The organism is Chitinophagales bacterium, assembly GCA_041392475.1.
Lineage (GTDB): Bacteria > Bacteroidota > Bacteroidia > Chitinophagales > UBA2359 > JAUHXA01.
The window spans coordinates 1,495,117-1,513,416 of sequence record JAWKLZ010000002.1 but is presented as its reverse complement, the minus strand read 5'-3'; the positions used below and the strand labels follow the sequence as shown (position 1 = coordinate 1,513,416).

Here is an 18,300-nt window from a genome sequence, read left to right as displayed (position 1 = left end):
GACTTTCGGTTGATTTTAGCTCATAAAATCAACTATTTAACAATAAAACAATATAACAATGAAACAACTATTTTTCGCTTTTTTAGTGTGCTTGGTTTTTGTAGGCTGCAAAAGCAATCAAGCACCTACTGTTACCAACGATAGTGCGACTACTGATGAAGGTTTGATAGTCACCGTAGATGTATTGGCAAACGACAGCGATACAGAGGATGGATTGGACATCAGCAGTTTGAAAATCTCAAAAGAACCTGCAAATGGTACAATCAAGTTTTGGGATGGAAAAGTTCGCTATACACCCAAAGCGGGTTTTACAGGTTCGGATGAAGCAACTTATGAGGTTTGCGACAAAAATAAATCAAAACCTGCTTGTGCTTCTGCAAAAATCAGTTTCACCGTTGAAGCGATGAAAAAAGTGAAAATTAGCACCGATTTTGGTGATATGACTGTGGCCTTGTACAACCGAACCCCTCAGCACCGTGACAACTTCCTTAAATTAGCAAAAGAGGGTTTCTTCAATGACTTGTTGTTTCACAGAGTTATCAATCAATTTATGATACAAGGAGGTGATCCCGAATCAAGAGGTGCCGAGGCTACTAAACAATTAGGAGCAGGTGGCCCTGGCTATACAGTTCCTGCTGAGTTTGACTTCCCTGATTTGTACCACAAAAAAGGAGCATTGTCGGCAGCTCGTCAAGGCGACCAAATGAACCCTCAAAAAGCTTCTTCTGGTTCACAATTTTATGTAGTGCAGGGTAAAAAAGTTATGCCACAAGAATTGCAGCAATTGGAGCAACGCATGAAAACAAAATATACTCCTGAGCAGGTGGAAACATATCGCTCTATTGGAGGCACTCCATTTTTAGATGGCAGCTATACTGTTTTTGGAGAAGTAGTAGAAGGTTTGGATGTTATAGACAAAATTGCAGTAGTTCAAACTGCGCCTGGCGATCGTCCTGTTGAAGATGTTAAAATGACAATTACGGTTATAGAATAACTGATTAACACATTGATTTACAAATAAAAGAGCGGTTTAAGTAAAATTTACTTAGACCGCTTCTTTCGATTCCACTAACTATAATATTCTTCAATGGTGTGTGTTTATTTCAATACTCAAATATCTTGATTATCAGATTATTTGAATTTTTGCTATTATTTTATTTCTTTCACTACTTGAAGGCCAATAAAGGGATATCTGTGTGAAAGGCCATTTTTTTGGTATAACTGACTGTAAATAGTTTTTGAAAAAAAGTGCGTTTGTGTGTTTGCATCACCAACATATCGATGTCTTTTTCGTGAACATATTTATTCACAGTTTCCAAAACATCCTCTACATTGTACAGATTATCCGTTCCTTCCAATACTTCAAAGGTCAGCTTAGGCGTATCTGCAAAATGGCTGCTAAGTTTAGACATCCGCTCACCAATCAAAGGGTTGTGCGCTGTATTTACATAGATGCAATGTAGTTCGGCATCAAATAATTGGGCAAATTCAACCGCTTTGGCAATTGCATCTTCCTGCAATTTGTCAAAGTCCGTGGCAATCGCCATTCGCCGAATCGGGCGGTATTGTGCATTTTTAGGAATGGCCAATACAGGAACCGTAGCTTGTTCGATTACCTCAGCAGTATTGCTACCAATCAGTGCGCCAATAAATCCGCTTGCCCCTTTCGTTCCCATCACAATCAGGTCTATCTCCTCCTCCTCTACTGTTTCCATAATCACATCAACGGCCGCACCTTCTTCCATTTCGTGGTTAACTTCCACGCTTTCCAATTTTTCTGTCACCGCTTTTTCGTGCATGGTTTTGGCAGCTTCTTCGTAATCTGCCCATTCTTCCATCTGCTGCATTACAGTAAGTTCACCAACTGTACTTACCATTACATTTGCGGGTACATTGATGGGTAAATAGGCATGAAGTGTAGTAATACTTGCGCCTAATTTATCTGCTAAGTGCAAGGCATATGTATAAGCGTTTTGTGCATTTGCAGAAAAGTCAGTAGGAAATAATATTTTTTTCATCGAAGTATGGTTTTTATTAAATAACACAAATAGTAAATAACTTCTTACCTCTAAACGTTTTCAAAGTTACGCATGTTTAGAATTTCACACCATGATTCGCATCACTTTTAAATATGAGTATTGTCACTTTTTTTTGCCGTTCAAATCATTGCAGCCATACTGAAAATAAGAGAACTTGCAGGTATAAATAAACCCCAACCAAATATTATTCAACATCTTAAATTCCTAAAATTATGCTTAAAATACTAGTGCCTACTGATTTTTCTAATTGTGCAGAAGCAGCTACTGATGTTGCACTTCAAATTGCTCAATTACAGAATGGAGAGGTTCATTTCTACCATAGAATAGACATTCCTCACAATTGGAATCAATTGACAGCAGACGAAAAAGCATTATTTTCGGAAACCAAATCCAATATCAAACAAGTGCACGATACTTTGGAGGAACTCGAAAAACAGGCTAAGAGGAAATACCCAAGCGTTCGTATTGTCACTACTTTTTCTCATGGCCATTTGATTAACACGGTTACTCAATATGTGGATGCTTTTGACATAGATTTGATGGTCGTAGGATCGCATGGAGCAAGTGGTATTAATGAATGGTTGATTGGTTCAAACACACAAAAAATTGTTCGATTAGCGCATTGCCCTGTTTTGACTATTAAAAAAACGATTGAAAAAATTGATTTTAGCCACATTGCTTTTGCAGCCAATTATGATAGCAATCTAAAACCTGCTTTTCGTCAATTAATTGAATTTGCACATCTTTTTGGCGCACATATCCATCTGCTCAATGTCAATACGCCCAGTTTTTACGAAGAACCACAATATGCTATTAATGAGAGCATGGAAGAGTTTAAACAAATGTGTAAAGGAAAGGTAAAGTGTTCTATTGACCACTTTGAGGACTTGAATGCTGTTATGGGAATCAAACATTTTGCCGAAGAACACAACATCAAAATGGTGGCGATGGCTACACATGGAAGAAAAAATTTGGCAAGAGCTATCATGGGAAGTATGACCGAAACGGTAGTTAATCATTTGGAAATTCCAGTTTGGACAATCAACCTAAAAGCGGTCATAGATATTTCTGAGAAAAGAACTCCTCCTTTTTTGCATAAAACCAATGAGAGGGCTGCAATTAAAGAAGTATCAAGGTAAAACTGATCAAACTCAGTAAAATCATTGATGTTTGTCATTGAGGGCTCCTTATCAACAGGCTATCTTTGTACTATTACAAAATTAAAATTCAACAAATTATTAAACCAATAAAAAATAAATATCATGGAATACAATATGAATTTTATCGACATTAGTATTCGCTATGCATTGATGATGCTTTTTGTAATTTTAGGAGGAGTACTTCAATCTTTCGTATTTATGGGATTGGGCTTTGTATTCTTTTTGGTAGCAATAACTGGATGGTGTCCACTTTACTACATGATGGGTATTAATCATTGCAAAAACGAAGAACAACACTAGTACAGTGATTAGTGACTGGTGATTAGTTTTCAAAACTATTAATCGTCAGTTCTTTGTGCGAAAAATAAGTTGCCGCTTATTTAGTTTATGCTGTACTATCGTAAAAAATCAAATAACAGAGTAGTAAGAAAAATAAATAAGAACAAGGGCTATATTGCAGGTAAACACCTGAATATAGCCCTTGTTCTTATTAAATCCTTGAAAGTTACCATTACACTTAATACTTCAGGTAATGATCAATGTTCACATTTTTATCTGAAATCATTTTTAACAAATCGTATTCAATCTCTACTCTATTCGCATCTTTTTCATACTTGGCTTCCGTACCCTCAACTTTCAATTTTTTCACCTTTTTGGGCAAGTGATAGATGATTTTGTAAGTAGGTGTGTTCAACATGCTCATGACTCCTTGCAATTCCTCCATATTAAAATCCTCATCTCCAAATAATTCTGAGCTTTCATCTGGATTCATATATGTTTTTCGATACAGTTTTTTCCCTTTGATCTCGTACGAACTTCCCATTGCTCCCAAAAATTTATCCCCATCTTTTGAAGCAGTAATAGCTTTATTCAAAGCATCCACATTGTCAAAAGTATAAGACAAAGAATAAATAAAATCACCTTCGCTAGTCGAACTAATATTCGAAATACCCTTGATATTTTTTAGTCCATCCAAAGACGAAGTCATCCCTTTCTCCATCTCTCCTGCCATTTGCTTAACCGAGTCGGGCATAAAAGCAGCGACCATTCCCATCATCTGACTCATATCAAGCGTGTTTTTATACGTGCCAGAGCCATTTCTATTAATTGCTACTTCTTCAATAATATTGAAGCAACTAGTCAGAGCAAACGAACATACAATTGTAACCAATAAAAATAAATGCTTCATTAACTATGGTTTTTAAAGTTAAACATAAATCGAAGTGAAAGAATATCTTAAATTACTTCAAATGGTAAATTTATAATTTAACAAAGGTACACAATCACTTCAAATAAATGTAGAACGACACCTCCTATACATAAGTTCCAAATTACCTCTACTGTTCACTTCAAAACTCCATTGAAACCATCCATTTTTCACCGAAATTGTGGTAAGTTTGTTGTTCTTACAAACTGTAAATATGGAAACAACACAACACATCAATATTCCCTACAAGCGACAAAACCATCATTCTGATGACTTGCTTTTAGACCTATACATTTCGCTCTTGTTACCTCGCATGATTGAAGAAAAAATGCTGATACTACTGCGGATGAACAAAATAAGCAAGTGGTTTTCGGGCATTGGTCAAGAAGCCATTGCAGTCGGTGTGACCAAAGCACTACAAAAAGAAGAATACATTCTGCCCATGCACCGCAATTTGGGTGTGTTTACCTCTCGACACATTCCATTAGAAAGATTGTTTTTGCAGTGGCAAGGCAAGGAAGGAGGTTTTACACAAGGGCGTGACCGTTCTTTCCATTTTGGCACCAATGAACACCACATTGTCGGCATGATTTCGCATTTGGGACCACAACTTTCAGTCGGCAGTGGCATTGCTTTGGGAGGATTGTTGAAGGGCGAAAAAAAGGTGACAGTGGCTTTCACAGGAGAAGGCGGCACAAGCGAAGGTGAATTTCACGAAGCCCTCAATGTAGCAGCCGTTTGGCAATTACCCATCATTTTTGTGATTGAAAACAATGGCTATGGATTGTCCACACCGGTCAGTGAACAATATTTCTGCAAAGACTTGGCAGACAAAGGCATTGGCTACGGTATGGAAACTCGAAAAATTGATGGCAACAACATTTTAGAAGTCTATGACACAATTCACCAATTAGCAGCCGACCTGCGAGAAAACCCAAGACCTGTTTTATTGGAATGTATGACTTTCAGAATGAGAGGACACGAAGAAGCTTCTGGCACGAAATACGTTCCTCAAGAATTGATGGATGAATGGGCGCAAAAAGATCCTGTGAAGAATTTCGAAAATTTCCTTTTGGAAGAAGAAATCTTGGATGAAACCATCATCGAAAACCTGCAAAATGAAATCAAAAGCCGCATTGACAAAGGCTTAGACATTGCCTATGATACACCGAAAGTGACGGCAAACTTAGAGAAAGAAACCAGGGAAATTTTTCGAGAAACTCCTCCTTCAAATCTACAAGGTTCGAAAAACGCTGCTACTTCACCAAAAAAATACATTGAAGCCATTTCAGACGGTTTGCGGCAAGCGATGGAGCATCACCCCGACTTGGTATTGATGGGGCAAGACATTGCAGACTATGGTGGTGTTTTCAAAATCACCAAAGGATTTATCGAATTATTTGGAAAAGATAGGGTTAGAAATACCCCTTTATGTGAATCTGCCATTGTAGGAATTTGTTTGGGATTGTCTATCAAGGGCTGCAAATCTATGGTAGAAATGCAGTTTGCCGATTTTGTGAGTTGTGGATTCAACCAAATTATCAACAACCTCAGTAAATCGCATTACCGTTGGGGCCAAAATGCAGATGTAGTCGTCAGAATGCCCGCAGGAGGAAGTGTAAGCGCAGGCCCTTTTCACTCCCAAACCAACGAAGCATGGTTTTTTCATTCTCCTGGCCTCAAAATCGTCTATCCCTCCAATGCTTATGACGCAAAGGGCTTATTATTAGCTGCTTTTGAAGACCCTAACCCTGTGATGTACTACGAACACAAGGCTTTGTATCGCCGTCCAGAACTGGAACAAGATATTCCCAATGAACCTTACACCATCGAAATCGGCAAGGCAAATTGGGTACATAAAGGCGAAGACATCAGCATCATTACTTACGGTTTGGGGGTTCTTTGGGCAAAAAAAGCAGTACAAGATTTTCCTCATATCAACATGGATGTGTTGGATTTGCGAACAATTTTGCCTTTAGATACTGCCGCCATTTTTGAATCGGTGAAGCGAACAGGGAAGGTTATCGTATTGCAGGAGGCGAGCTTGACAGGTGGAGTAGGGGGCGAGATTGCAGCCTTGATTTCGCAGCACTGTTTTGAGTATTTGGATGCGCCTGTGATTCGGTGTGCGTCTTTGGATACGCCTGTGCCTTTTGCCGCCAATTTGGAGAAACAATACTTGCCAGAAGATAGGTTTAGAGAGGCTTTGGTGAGCTTGTGGGAATATTAGTTTTAAGACAAAAGACGTAAGAATAAAGGATTGCTTCCTCCAAGTCGGGTGCATCCCAAATTGTCATATTTTGAAAAATTATTTGACAACTGGTGACGATGCTACGCACCTCAAAACATTTTATCTTCCACACTCTACAAATAGGGTCGGAGCTACGCTCCTGATACACAAATTTTTAGGAGCGTAGCTCTGACCCTATTTGTAGGACATTATTGAAGGAGTCAATAAAAGGTACAGCGTACCGACACCACCTTACGACAATTTGGGATGCACCCTCCAAGTCTTACGTCTTACGTCTTTTGTCTAAAATCTTACGTCTAATATTAGTGAGTCACCTTAGGTTCCAATTCCTTAGCATGATTCACAAAACCTTCCACTTGAGAAAGAGAAGCTACTTGACGCACCAAATTCTTTTCCTCATTCACTTCTTTCATTTTAGCGTGTAAGTTTTCAGGCTTGCGGTTGCGAAGTTCCTTCACTGTATCAACACCCGATGCTTTGAGCAATTCTGCATATTGACTCGATACACCTTTCACACGAAATAAGTCGGCATTGTTCACAAACACCAATATTTTCGATGCATCCATTCCAGTAGCAGCAGCCAATTCATCTCTGCCTTTTTTAGAAGCTCCTTTTTCAAGCAAACCTTCAACAGTTTTGATACCTACCTCTGCAAATTTTTCGCTTATCACAGGGCCAATTCCTTCAATATCACTGATTTTGTACGCCATAATATGATTATTTTTTTGACTCCAGGAAGTTGGTTAAACCTCCTTTTAGGTTAAGAAATAAGTTTGAATTTTCTGGTGACAAATATACTATTTCTTTCCAAAAAATCCTCCCAGCATACCGCCAAGACTATCTTTTAAATCGTCAATTGTATCTTCAATTTTGTCGCCCATAATAGACTTTGCCAACTCAGCTACATCAAATCCACTATCAGCTTGATCTTTCGACATGAATTTGCCAATCAAAGATTGCAATAAATTGGGAATACCGCCTTGAGCAGCATCTTCTGCAACATCAGTAGAAATACCAGATTGTCCACTCAATTTAGAAGTAAACATACCAATGATTTGCCCTACAATCGGATTACTGCTATCCATTTTTGCATTACCAGAAAGTAAATCTTTCACCCCACTCAAATTGCCACTAAGTACTTGATTCTTCAAGCCTTCAAAAATAGATTCGCCCGCAGTTGCAGCAGCTTGTTCTGCTTGTTCATTTGGCACATTGGTTTGATTTTTAAAATAAGCCGTACCTTGTTCTTTCGCTAATTGAATTATCTGATCTAACATCGTTTTATGGATTGGTTTGACGTTTATAAAAAAATAAATGTCTTCAAAGACACTGATTAGACGACCTTTTAGTAGAATAGTCACAACCTACAAATCAATTGGTACTCTTTGGTGTTTAAAGAAATAAAATTTAAAACATGGCTAAAGTAAAAACTCGATATGTCTGCCAAAGTTGTGGAACAACCTCTCCCAAATGGATGGGCAAATGTTCTGCATGTGAAGAGTGGAATACCTATGTCGAAGAAATTGTAGAACCTCAAAAAAGCGAAGCAAATACCCGTCTATCGGATATTGACAAGCGGCAACTGGCAACTGCCGTAAGCATTGAAGCCATTAAGAGCCTTCAAGAACAACGCATTGTGACCGACGACCACGAACTTAATCGGGTATTGGGAGGCGGCATTGTTCCAGGGGCTATCATCTTGATTGGAGGAGAGCCAGGAATTGGTAAGTCAACGCTGATGCTGCAAATAGCGATTCACCTCAGAGGCATCAAAATCTTGTATGTCAGTGGTGAAGAAAGTTCACAACAAATCAAAATGCGGGCGGATAGGATTGGCGTAAAAAACAAGGATTGTTTGATTCTTACCGAAACCAATCTCTACAATATATTCAAACAACTCAAAGCGAACCGTCCCGATTTGTGTGTCATAGATTCCATTCAAACCCTTTATTCACCTGCAATGGAATCTACCGCAGGTAGTGTGTCGCAAATTCGGGAATGTGCCAGCGAATTGCAGCGGTTCGCCAAAGAAACTAATACGCCCGTTTTTCTGATTGGTCACATCACCAAAGAAGGCAACATTGCAGGACCGAAAGTTTTGGAACACATGGTAGATACGGTGCTTCAATTTGAAGGACAACATCACTATGCCTACCGACTACTTCGCACCAAAAAAAATCGTTTTGGCTCAACCGCCGAACTCGGCATTTACGAAATGCTTCACGATGGATTGCGGCAGGTAACAAATCCTTCGGAACTGCTGATTTCTGAAAACAGCGACCAACTGAGTGGAATTTGCATTGCAGCTACGATTGAAGGAATGAGACCCTTATTGATTGAAACACAGGCTTTGGTGAGTCGTTCTGCTTATGGTACACCGCAACGTTCTGCAACAGGTTTTGACAGCAGACGTTTAAATATGCTACTGGCCGTTTTAGAAAAAAAATGTGGCTTTCGCTTTGGTGACAAAGATGTTTTTACCAATATCACTGGCGGTATCAAGGTGGAAGATCCTGCTATTGACTTGGCAATTATCTGCGCTTTGTTGTCTTCGTTTGAAGATGTGACTGTACCGAGCAATGTGTGTTTTGCAGGAGAAGTAGGATTGTCGGGAGAGGTTCGGAGTGTGAACCGCATTGAACAGCGAATATTGGAGGCAGATAAACTGGGTTTCAAAAAAATGTTCTTATCTTCGAGCAATAAGGGCTTGGATACAGACAAATACAACATCAAATTAGTGCTTGTAAGCAATGTGCAGGAGGTTTATACCAATTTGTTTCAATGACAATTTAGTGATAAAAAAACCGTTTAATTGAAGGGAAATAGTAAACCTCCGCCCCAATCTTCTATCATAAGGGTACGACCAATACAAACATTCACTGGTTGTTTTTTTGATAAATTCAGTAAAAAATGAAACGATTGAAGTATATATTTTTCTTTCTATTAACAGCTATTTCCTTCAATAGCTACGCACAAGATTCGCTTTATCACAAACATATTGACGACCTTAGTTTCTTGAAACTGGGTGTTGTGGGTGTGGATACTATTCCCACTTACCGCCTTGATACTGTTCAGGTGGCTTCGACTAAATTGATGAGTGACGAAGAGTTGAGAGCATACAAAAAGCTGAAATACAACATCATCAAAGTATATCCCTATGCCCAACGTGCGCTGACTTTGATTGCCGAAATCGAAAGAGTAACCGAAGAATCCAAGCGCAAAAAAGAGAAACGCAAATACCTGAAAGAGTTGGAGAAAGAAATGAAAGAGGACTTCAAAACCGAATTGAAGAAACTGACCGTTTCGCAAGGTAAAGTGTTGATTAAACTGATTGAGCGAGGTTCTGGCGAACGTTTTTACGACCTCTTGAAAGAATTTAAAAATCCTGTGAGTGCCTTTTTCTGGCAGGCAATCGGAAAATCTTTTGGCTATGACTTCAAAGAGGGTTACGATGTCGCACAATATGCGGATATGGAATACCTCTTGCAACACCTCGAAAGCAATGGCGTGACAGCTTTGGGCTATCATCACTATCCTCGCTCTAAGGCTTTGGAACAAACAGAGTGTATAGAGGTCGAAACCTTGTTGGACAAAGACAAGAAGAAGAAAAAGAAGGAAGCGGATGCGTCTAAATAATAGGCATTACATCATTCAAAAAAATTATCAAAGTGGTCAAATTTGACCACTTTTTTTAATAATACAAATAGCCACTTCACAAACCATGAAAATTTCCCACATCGCCAAAACCACCAACGGCACTCTCCTTCAATACTCCCAAGACACCGACATCCAACACCTTCTATTCGACAGCCGCAAAATCACCTCCCCACAAAATGCCCTCTTTTTTGCCATCCAAAGCAAAAGCAGAGATGGACACGTCTTCATTGCAGACGCTTACCAAAAAGGCATTCGCAGTTTTATCATCAGTCAATCCGACTGGCAAGTAAAAGAATATCCCGAAGCCAATTTCATCCTCGTCTCAGACAGTATTGAAGCCCTGCAACGCCTGGCAGCCGAACACCGCAGTCGCTTCCATTACCCCGTCATCGGCATCACAGGCAGCAATGGCAAAACGGTGGTCAAAGAATGGTTGTATCAACTTTTGTGGCAGGATTTCCACATTGTCCGCAGCCCCAAAAGCTACAATTCACAAATCGGTGTGCCGCTTTCGGTTTGGCAAATGAACGAACAACACAATTTGGGAATTTTTGAAGCGGGAATTTCGGAGGTTGGAGAAATGGACAAATTGGCTGCAATCATTCAACCTACGATTGGCATTTTCACCAACATTGGCGCAGCCCATAGCAAGGGTTTTGAAAGTGATAGGCAGAAGGTAATGGAGAAATTGAAGTTGTTTCGGAATGTGGATATCTTGGTCTATTGTGTGGATTATGAGTTGATAACAGAATGTGTGCAGAACTTAAAAACCAATACTCCCATTCTTCCCATCCGTAGCCCACGAATTAATTCACAGGCTACGAATGTTATAACACTCACTTGGTCAAAATCCACGTTCCCAAATTTAACAAAATTGAATCCACATTTGCAGGTTAAAGTTATCCACAAACAACCCACCTTTACCCACATTGAAGCCAACTACCAAGACAAAACCCACCAAATCAAAATCCCTTTCACCGATGAGGCATCCATCGAAAATGCCATTCACTGTTGGCTTTTAATGCTACACTTCAATTATTCAGATGCAGACATTGCAGCCAAAATGTGGCAACTTTCGCCCATAGCCATGCGCCTCGAATTGAAGCAGGGCAACAACAACTGTTCGATTATTAATGACAGCTACAACAACGATGTCCATTCTTTGAGCATAGCACTGGATTTTTTGAAGCAACAGCGGCAACACCCCAAACACACCGTCATTCTTTCGGATATCCTGCAAAGCGGACAAAACCACGAACATTTGTACAGACAGGTTGCCCAACTATTGCAGCAAAAAAACATTCAAAGACTGATTGGCATTGGTGAAAAAATGACCACTTTTCGAACCTTTTTTGAAGGAATAGAAGTTGAATTTTTCCCCACTACAAAGGCGTTTTTGCAGCAAAGTCCATCATTTCGAGATGAAAGTATTCTGGTAAAAGGCGCACGTACTTTTGCTTTTGAAAAAATCGCCAATGCGCTGTCACAGAAGGCTCACAGCACTGTTTTGGAAATCAACCTCAATGCGATTGCACACAATTTGAAGGTGTATCGGCAACTGCTGCAAAAGGACACCAAAATGATGGTGATGGTCAAGGCTTTGTCCTATGGAAGTGGCAGTTTTGAAGTGGCGAATTTGCTGCAATACCATCAAGTTGATTATTTGGGAGTAGCTTATACAGACGAAGGAGTAGCTTTGCGGAAAGCAGGCATTACATTGCCTATCATGGTGTTGAATCCTTCACCAAGTAGTTTTGATGCATTGCTTCAATACGATATTGAACCCGAAATTTACAGTCTTTGGCAATTGCAGCAATTGGAGGAACACTTGCTGCATACATCGGTCAGCGTAGAATTTCCGATTGCCGTTCACCTCAAATTGGACACGGGAATGCACCGTTTGGGTTTTGAAGAACAAGATTTACCTACTTTGGTCGCACACCTTCAAAACAATCCACAGTTTGAAGTCGCATCCATTTTGTCACATTTATCGGCAAGTGATGAAGCTCAACATGATGAATTTAGTCGGGAACAGATGCGCCGTTTTGAAGTTATGCACAATTACCTCCAAAAAAATCTCTATTTTACGAAACTCCCCATTCGCCACATTCTCAACTCTTCGGGCATTACCCGTTTCACTGATTATCAGATGGATATGGTTCGATTGGGCCTGGGATTATACGGTATTGACGGAGCGAACATTTTGCAGGCTCAGCTTCAATGTGTGAGTGCTTTGAAAACTTACATTGCACAAATCAAGGAAGTACCGACTTCTGAGACAGTGGGTTATGGTAGAAAAGGGAAACTTTCTAAAATCAGTAAGATTGCGACAATCAATATTGGATATGGAGATGGTTTACACAGACGATTGAGCAATGGCATGGGAAAAATGTGGGTATGTGGAAAACTTGCGCCAATTGTGGGTAACGTGTGTATGGATATGACGATGCTCGATGTGACGCACATTGAAGGGGTCAAAGCGGGTGATGAGGTGGAAGTTTTTGGTGAGAATTTACCTGTTCAGCAAGTGGCAGAATGGCTGGAAACGATTTCGTATGAGGTGTTGACGAGTGTGAGTGGGCGGGTGAAACGGGTGTATTTTCAGGAGTAGTTTTCCTCCGCTTTGGCTTTGATTACCTCGTTTCGTTTTTCCAAAAATTTCCGCATATATCCTTCCAAATACAACTTATCCACCATTCCCCCAAGAATTCCCATTGGAGAAGCAAAAGTAAAAACATCTTTCATCAAAATGCTTCCATCCGATTGACCTTCAAAAAAATGCTCGTGTCGCATGGTTTTGAAAGGGCCTTTCACCATTTCATCCCGAAAATAATTCGGCACTTCAAAAGCAGTGATTTGGACAGTCATTTTCCAGTAAATACCAAAATGTTTGGCTTGCCATGTCACCGTTTCGTTCAAACCAATCAATCCGCTTGTTTTTCCTGCAATCGCTTTTTCGTGGGTGTGAACTGTTGATTCTAAGTGCAAATCTATGCTTCTGGAAAGGTCAAAACAGGCTTGTATGGGAGCTTTGATGTGGGTTTGAAGATAGAGCGTATTCATGTTTTTAGCAACGTTTTCCGTAATTTAGGCGTTATGAAAGTAAAAAACAAACTTTCTTACAGGTATGACCAAACGAATCACCTATTACTACTTACTTACCACACTCTTATGTTGTTGCTACACCCTACCTACTTTTGCCCAAACAGCTTATGCCCCAAAAATTACCCTTTCTGGTACAGTCGTCAATGGCAGCAACAATGAACCCATTACCAATGTCCATATCCTCCGCAAAGACGGAAGTGGCACAACGACTGACGAAAATGGTGGTTTTTCGTTGGAGGTAAAAGTAGGTAGTGATTTGGTCATCACGCATTTGAGTTATGTCAATGCAAGGGTAAGCGTACCCACTGATTTGGCGGATAAAACATACGAAATGGTGATTCCGCTTTACAACAACGATGTGACCCTCGATGTCGTAGAAGTCTATCCATACCCCAGTCGTGAAGACTTCAAAATCGAATTTCTCAGCCCCCAAACCGCTGAGGAAGTCACTCGCCCCGTTCAAATGAGTGGCATACGCCAGCAAGTAGGGCCCGTCAAAGTGCCTCCTCCCACTTTGATGAACCCCATTTCTCTATTGGCTTCCACTTTCAGCAAAACCGCCATCCGCAACCGCAAAATGCGAAAATACCGCAAGATTATTGACGAAAAATACCAGAGGGAAGAGTAATATCCATTGATTTTACCCCCAAAAAAAAATCCATACACCCTATCTTTACCTTCAAAAACCATTCAACCATTCAACCATTCAACCATTCAACCATTCAACCATTCAACCATTCAACCATTCAACCATTCAACCATTCAACCATTCAACCATGACCACAATAACCCTCTCCCCCGACCTCCTTCAATGCTGCCCCAACATACATCTGGGCTGCATCCAAAGCAAAGTCACCATTTTGGAGGAATACCCAAGGCTCAATCAACTCATTGAAGCTACTACTACCGACATCGCCTCCAAACTACAAACGGCTGACATCAAAGACCTTCCCAATATTGCCAATTCAAGAACCGCCTACAAAAAATTGGGTCAAGACCCAAGCCGCTACCGCCTTTCGGCTGAGGCATTGCTGCGAAGAGTGGTGTCTGGCAAAGGCATTTACCACATCAACAACGTAGTCGACCTCCTCAATCTCGTGTCCATGCAATCGGGTTATTCGATTGGCGGCTACGATGCGGACAAGATTGAAGGGGCTGCAATTTTTGGAGTTGGAGAACTAAATGAACCTTATGAAGCCATCGGAAAAGGTCAATTCAACATCCACAAACTGCCCACTTTTCGAGATGAACAGGGTGCCTTTGGTACACCTACAAGTGATTCGGTTCGCACGATGGTTCGTACTGATACCCAGCATTTTTTGATGGTGTTGATTGACTATGCAGGGTCGGGGGATTTGAAGTATTGGATGCAGGAAACGGTGAATTTATTGAAGGAATTTGCCGAAGGGGAGGATGTGGAGACTTGGGTGGTTTTAACATAAACGGAAACTTTAGTGAGCCTTTAATTAAGACAGACACCCGACCTCCAATTCTCAAAAAAAACACTAACATTGCAGCCCATAAAGCAATGCACAATGAAAAATATTTTTGTTTTAATTTTATCTATTCTAAGTTCTTCTCCTTCAATCTATTCCCAACTCAACTTCACCCTTCAAGGTCAGCTCGACTACACCGAAGAAATGAGCGATATATGGGGATATGTGGATGCACAAGGCAATGAATATGCTTTAGTTGGCACAACCGATGGTGTTTCGATTGTGGACATCAGCCCTCCAACGACTCCCACCGAATTGCACTATATTGACGGCACATTCACCTTTTGGCGAGACATCAAAACCTGGGGAAGCTATGCCTATGTCGTCAACGAAGCCTCTGATGGAGGTGGTTTGCTCATCATTGATTTGAGCAATTTGCCGACAAGCATCATAACTTACACCACCGATTTGGGCGTGGGCTATACCGATTCACACAACATTTTCATTGACGAAAACGGCATTGCGTATTTGTTTGGCGCAGCTACAAGTGGCCCTGACAATGTGGGGCAAGGAACTTTGATGATTGATGTAGCAGCCAATCCAACAAACCCCACTTATTTAGGGATTTACAACACCAACTATGTGCATGATGGCTTTGTGAGAGGCGATACACTTTGGGCGGCAGAGATTTATGTGGGTCAATTGGCAGTGGTGAATGTTGCCAACAAGTCGAACCCAACGGTTTTGGGTACGAAACTCACTCCCAAACTTTTTACCCACGCTGTATGGGTCAGCGACAACAACCAAACGGCTTTTGTGACCGACGAAAAAAGCGGCGGATGGGTAGTAGCCTATGATGTATCGGATGTATCGGACATCTCAGAATTAGACCGTTACCAATCTTTTCCTACTACCAATGTGATTCCGCACAATACCTTTGTAGAAGGCAATTTTGTCATCAATTCTTACTACACTTCTGGTGTAGTCGTTTTGGATGCAACCCATCCCGACAATCTCATTGAAGTAGGACACTACGATACTTCGGCTGGTTTTAGCGGCAATGGATTCAATGGTTGTTGGGGCGTTTATCCGTATTTGCCATCAGGCAACATTATTGCCACCGACATCGAAACGGGTTTGTATGTGTTAAGTCCTTCTTACACACAGGCTTGTTATTTGGAGGGAATGGTGACGGATATCGAAACAGGCAATCCAGTTATCAATGCTCAACTGCAAATATTGGGGGTAAGCAATGCCTTTGATGCGACCGATTTTTCGGGAAATTACAAAACAGGTGTTCCCAACACAGGAACTTACACAGTTGAAGTCATTGCAGTAGGCTATGTGACCCAATACATTGAAGTCAATTTCACCACAAGTGGAGTGGTTCTTCCTTTGAATATTCAACTTTCACATCCATGTGCCGAACCCGACAACTTCAATGTGGTCAGTACAGATTACAACACTGCAGTTTTGTCTTGGAATACAGCCAACGATGCAACGACCTACGCTTTGCGCTACCGACCTCAAGGCAACAGCGATTGGCTAATGGAAATCAGTCCAATGAACACCATTTCTCTCACCAATTTGATGGGATGTACCAACTACGAATACCAAGTAGCAAGTCAATGTGGTACAGGTGACAGCGATTTTTCGGTAAGTCATTTCTTTGAAACTACATTTCCTGATGCGAACTGGACGGGCAACAGTCTTTTGGAGTGTAAAGGTATTTTCGACCTCAATAATTTGGTAACAGGAAATATAGGCGGAAATTGGTCAGGTGGTAACTATGTCAGTAGCAACGGTATTTTTAATCCAAATAACCTCACAGATGGCAGTTATACAGTTACTTATACCGTTGGTTCGGGAACGTGTTTGGATAGTCATTCCGCTTCAATTATTGTAAGTATTTGTAAGGTAACGGCAAATATTCAATTGTTCTTGGAAGGAACGTATGCAGGAGGTGGGCAAATGAGCACAGGTCTCAAAGATTTTTCATTGCTTCCCTTCAAACAGCCCTTCAACCGTGCGCCGTGGAACTACAATGGCAACGAAACGATTACCAATATGCCTGCAAATATGACCGATTGGGTATTGGTCGAATTGCGAGATGCAACGGATATGAGTTTGGTGGCACAAGCTGCGGGTTTATTGTTGGCCAATGGAAATGTGGTTAAAGCCAACGGTACTGCTGGTTTAGAAATTGAAGGTGCGGCATCGAATGAGTCTTATTTCGTTGCAGTAAGGGCAAGAAATCACCTTGCGGTCATGAGCGCAACCGCCATCAACTTGCCGAATACACTTAGTTATAATTTTTCTTCGTCCAATGCTCAAGTATTTGGCAACAATCAAATGGTCAGCACCTCCGATGGTTCTTTTGCCTTGATTGCAGGAGATATCAACAGCGATGGGGTAATCAGCGTGGATGACTTCAATTTTTTTGACGATGAAAAATCTCTTTTCAACCAATATCTCGACAGTGATTTGAATCAAGACAGAGCTGTAACTGTTTCAGACTTCAATATTTATCAAAAAAATGCGAGCAAGATGGCGATTCCTTTGTTGAGATATTAAAATTCGAGAGCAAAAAGATTTGGATTTTAGTTCAAAAATAATTAATTTAGCATTTCGACAAAACAAAGTATTTAGGTCTGTCCACACTTATTAACATGTATTTCTATCACTAATTGTATCAATCTCAATTACAGCAAATAACAATCTTTACTTATCCACACCTTTTACACAAAGTTGTTAACATCTGCTGTGCAAAAAAGTGTATAAGCAGTGAAAATACCCACATCCCTCATTTAGTGTGTATATCCACCTCTTCCCTCACAATCTCCATATCCTTTATCCACACTTATACACACCTTATCAAGTACCCACACCCAACTTTTTATCCAGTGCATAACTTTATGTCCAATTGTGCATAACTACGCAATTCGCTCAAAGTGATTACTTTAAGCTGTGAAAAACATGTGGATAAAGGTGTAGATAATATGAACATCTTAGATTCCAAATAATAGGATGGGTATTTACACACAAATCCACAGTGCTAATAATAATGACTATAGAATTTAAAAATTTTAAAAAAAAGAAAAACTAGTGTTAACAAGTTGTGGATAAACGGAACGGAAAAAAGAGGCTATTGCAGAAAACACTCCTTCCTTTTTTCTGCAAAGTAGAATTCAAAAAAATAACTCGAATAGAGATACTTAAGTAATAATCAAAAAATAAGTTGTGCATTTGAAATTACCGATTGCGAAGTGATTTTATTTAGACTCCTGCGAATACTTCAAAAAAGGAAGTTTAAGTAGTTAACAATTAAAATTTTTCAAGCAACTGCTTATCCGTGTTTTTTTTCATTTTAATTTATCTACTTATTCTGCCAGAATTACTCAAAAAAAATTAGTATTTCGCCATTTATTATCGCATTATCCACAAT

At 40.2% G+C, this 18,300-nt stretch carries 15 protein-coding genes; 10 read left to right on the top strand and 5 right to left on the bottom strand.

What is annotated here, in order from left to right:
- Window positions 1-58 precede the first annotated feature (58 nt).
- Window positions 59-994, top strand: a complete 936-nt coding sequence (locus tag R3E32_19410; GenBank protein ID MEZ4886906.1) for a peptidylprolyl isomerase — start codon at window positions 59-61, stop codon at window positions 992-994.
- A gap of 172 nt (window positions 995-1,166) precedes the next feature.
- Here the strand turns inward: R3E32_19410 and R3E32_19405 are convergent, their stop codons facing one another.
- Window positions 1,167-2,018 (bottom strand): universal stress protein, encoded by an 852-nt coding sequence (locus R3E32_19405; protein ID MEZ4886905.1) that lies wholly within the window; start codon window positions 2,016-2,018, stop codon window positions 1,167-1,169.
- Between the two features lie 233 nt (window positions 2,019-2,251).
- Between R3E32_19405 and R3E32_19400 the strand changes: the two genes are divergently transcribed.
- Window positions 2,252-3,178, top strand: a complete 927-nt coding sequence (locus R3E32_19400; GenBank protein ID MEZ4886904.1) for a universal stress protein — start codon at window positions 2,252-2,254, stop codon at window positions 3,176-3,178.
- A gap of 123 nt (window positions 3,179-3,301) precedes the next feature.
- On the top strand, window positions 3,302-3,499 hold the full coding sequence (locus R3E32_19395) for a DUF2892 domain-containing protein (GenBank protein ID MEZ4886903.1): 198 nt from the start codon (window positions 3,302-3,304) through the stop codon (window positions 3,497-3,499).
- Window positions 3,500-3,716: 217 nt separating this feature from the next.
- Here R3E32_19395 and R3E32_19390 read toward each other — a convergent pair whose 3' ends face one another.
- Window positions 3,717-4,388: a hypothetical protein gene (locus R3E32_19390; protein MEZ4886902.1), complete on the bottom strand. Its 672-nt coding sequence runs from the start codon at window positions 4,386-4,388 to the stop codon at window positions 3,717-3,719.
- A gap of 232 nt (window positions 4,389-4,620) precedes the next feature.
- Here R3E32_19390 and R3E32_19385 point away from each other — a divergent pair, with 232 nt between their 5' ends.
- Window positions 4,621-6,636 carry a dehydrogenase E1 component subunit alpha/beta gene (locus tag R3E32_19385; GenBank protein MEZ4886901.1) on the top strand — a complete coding sequence of 672 codons (2,016 nt, stop codon included), beginning with the start codon at window positions 4,621-4,623 and terminating at the stop codon, window positions 6,634-6,636.
- 323 nt (window positions 6,637-6,959) lie between these two features.
- Here R3E32_19385 and R3E32_19380 read toward each other — a convergent pair whose 3' ends face one another.
- Window positions 6,960-7,367, bottom strand: coding sequence for a DUF4332 domain-containing protein (locus tag R3E32_19380; GenBank protein ID MEZ4886900.1), 408 nt, complete (start codon window positions 7,365-7,367; stop codon window positions 6,960-6,962).
- Window positions 7,368-7,454: 87 nt separating this feature from the next.
- Window positions 7,455-7,934 carry a hypothetical protein gene (locus tag R3E32_19375; GenBank protein ID MEZ4886899.1) on the bottom strand — a complete coding sequence of 160 codons (480 nt, stop codon included), beginning with the start codon at window positions 7,932-7,934 and terminating at the stop codon, window positions 7,455-7,457.
- A gap of 137 nt (window positions 7,935-8,071) precedes the next feature.
- On the opposite strand from R3E32_19375, the gene radA reads away from it, so the two are divergent.
- From radA to R3E32_19360, 3 genes are all read left to right on the top strand, one after another.
- Window positions 8,072-9,442 carry a DNA repair protein RadA gene (gene radA / locus R3E32_19370; GenBank protein ID MEZ4886898.1) on the top strand — a complete coding sequence of 457 codons (1,371 nt, stop codon included), beginning with the start codon at window positions 8,072-8,074 and terminating at the stop codon, window positions 9,440-9,442.
- A 125-nt stretch (window positions 9,443-9,567) separates the two neighbouring features.
- Entirely contained in the window at window positions 9,568-10,293 is a 726-nt protein-coding gene (locus R3E32_19365; protein MEZ4886897.1) for a DUF4294 domain-containing protein, read from the top strand.
- A gap of 85 nt (window positions 10,294-10,378) precedes the next feature.
- Window positions 10,379-12,925, top strand: coding sequence for a bifunctional UDP-N-acetylmuramoyl-tripeptide:D-alanyl-D-alanine ligase/alanine racemase (locus R3E32_19360; GenBank protein ID MEZ4886896.1), 2,547 nt, complete (start codon window positions 10,379-10,381; stop codon window positions 12,923-12,925).
- On the opposite strand, the gene R3E32_19355 is transcribed toward R3E32_19360, so the two are convergent.
- A complete protein-coding gene (locus tag R3E32_19355) occupies window positions 12,916-13,377 on the bottom strand; it encodes an SRPBCC family protein (protein MEZ4886895.1) in 462 nt (153 codons plus the stop codon). The genes R3E32_19360 and R3E32_19355 overlap by 10 nt on opposite strands.
- A 64-nt stretch (window positions 13,378-13,441) precedes the next feature.
- Between R3E32_19355 and R3E32_19350 the strand changes: the two genes are divergently transcribed.
- The 3 genes from R3E32_19350 to R3E32_19340 all read left to right on the top strand — a co-directional run bounded on the left by R3E32_19350 (window position 13,442) and on the right by R3E32_19340 (window position 17,429).
- Entirely contained in the window at window positions 13,442-14,047 is a 606-nt protein-coding gene (locus tag R3E32_19350) for a carboxypeptidase-like regulatory domain-containing protein (GenBank protein ID MEZ4886894.1), read from the top strand.
- 148 nt (window positions 14,048-14,195) lie between these two features.
- Window positions 14,196-14,861 carry a phenylalanine--tRNA ligase beta subunit-related protein gene (locus R3E32_19345; GenBank protein MEZ4886893.1) on the top strand — a complete coding sequence of 222 codons (666 nt, stop codon included), beginning with the start codon at window positions 14,196-14,198 and terminating at the stop codon, window positions 14,859-14,861.
- A 93-nt stretch (window positions 14,862-14,954) separates the two neighbouring features.
- Window positions 14,955-17,429, top strand: coding sequence for a choice-of-anchor B family protein (locus tag R3E32_19340; GenBank protein ID MEZ4886892.1), 2,475 nt, complete (start codon window positions 14,955-14,957; stop codon window positions 17,427-17,429).
- Window positions 17,430-18,300 lie beyond the last annotated feature (871 nt).

Coding starts and splice junctions, on each gene's coding strand:
- R3E32_19410 (MEZ4886906.1), top strand. CDS start 59: ATGAAACAACTATTTTTCGCTTTTTTAGTGTGCTTGGTTTTTGTAGGC.
- R3E32_19405 (MEZ4886905.1), bottom strand. CDS start 2,018: ATGAAAAAAATATTATTTCCTACTGACTTTTCTGCAAATGCACAAAAC.
- R3E32_19400 (MEZ4886904.1), top strand. CDS start 2,252: ATGCTTAAAATACTAGTGCCTACTGATTTTTCTAATTGTGCAGAAGCA.
- R3E32_19395 (MEZ4886903.1), top strand. CDS start 3,302: ATGGAATACAATATGAATTTTATCGACATTAGTATTCGCTATGCATTG.
- R3E32_19390 (MEZ4886902.1), bottom strand. CDS start 4,388: ATGAAGCATTTATTTTTATTGGTTACAATTGTATGTTCGTTTGCTCTG.
- R3E32_19385 (MEZ4886901.1), top strand. CDS start 4,621: ATGGAAACAACACAACACATCAATATTCCCTACAAGCGACAAAACCAT.
- R3E32_19380 (MEZ4886900.1), bottom strand. CDS start 7,367: ATGGCGTACAAAATCAGTGATATTGAAGGAATTGGCCCTGTGATAAGC.
- R3E32_19375 (MEZ4886899.1), bottom strand. CDS start 7,934: ATGTTAGATCAGATAATTCAATTAGCGAAAGAACAAGGTACGGCTTAT.
- radA (MEZ4886898.1), top strand. CDS start 8,072: ATGGCTAAAGTAAAAACTCGATATGTCTGCCAAAGTTGTGGAACAACC.
- R3E32_19365 (MEZ4886897.1), top strand. CDS start 9,568: ATGAAACGATTGAAGTATATATTTTTCTTTCTATTAACAGCTATTTCC.
- R3E32_19360 (MEZ4886896.1), top strand. CDS start 10,379: ATGAAAATTTCCCACATCGCCAAAACCACCAACGGCACTCTCCTTCAA.
- R3E32_19355 (MEZ4886895.1), bottom strand. CDS start 13,377: ATGAATACGCTCTATCTTCAAACCCACATCAAAGCTCCCATACAAGCC.
- R3E32_19350 (MEZ4886894.1), top strand. CDS start 13,442: ATGACCAAACGAATCACCTATTACTACTTACTTACCACACTCTTATGT.
- R3E32_19345 (MEZ4886893.1), top strand. CDS start 14,196: ATGACCACAATAACCCTCTCCCCCGACCTCCTTCAATGCTGCCCCAAC.
- R3E32_19340 (MEZ4886892.1), top strand. CDS start 14,955: ATGAAAAATATTTTTGTTTTAATTTTATCTATTCTAAGTTCTTCTCCT.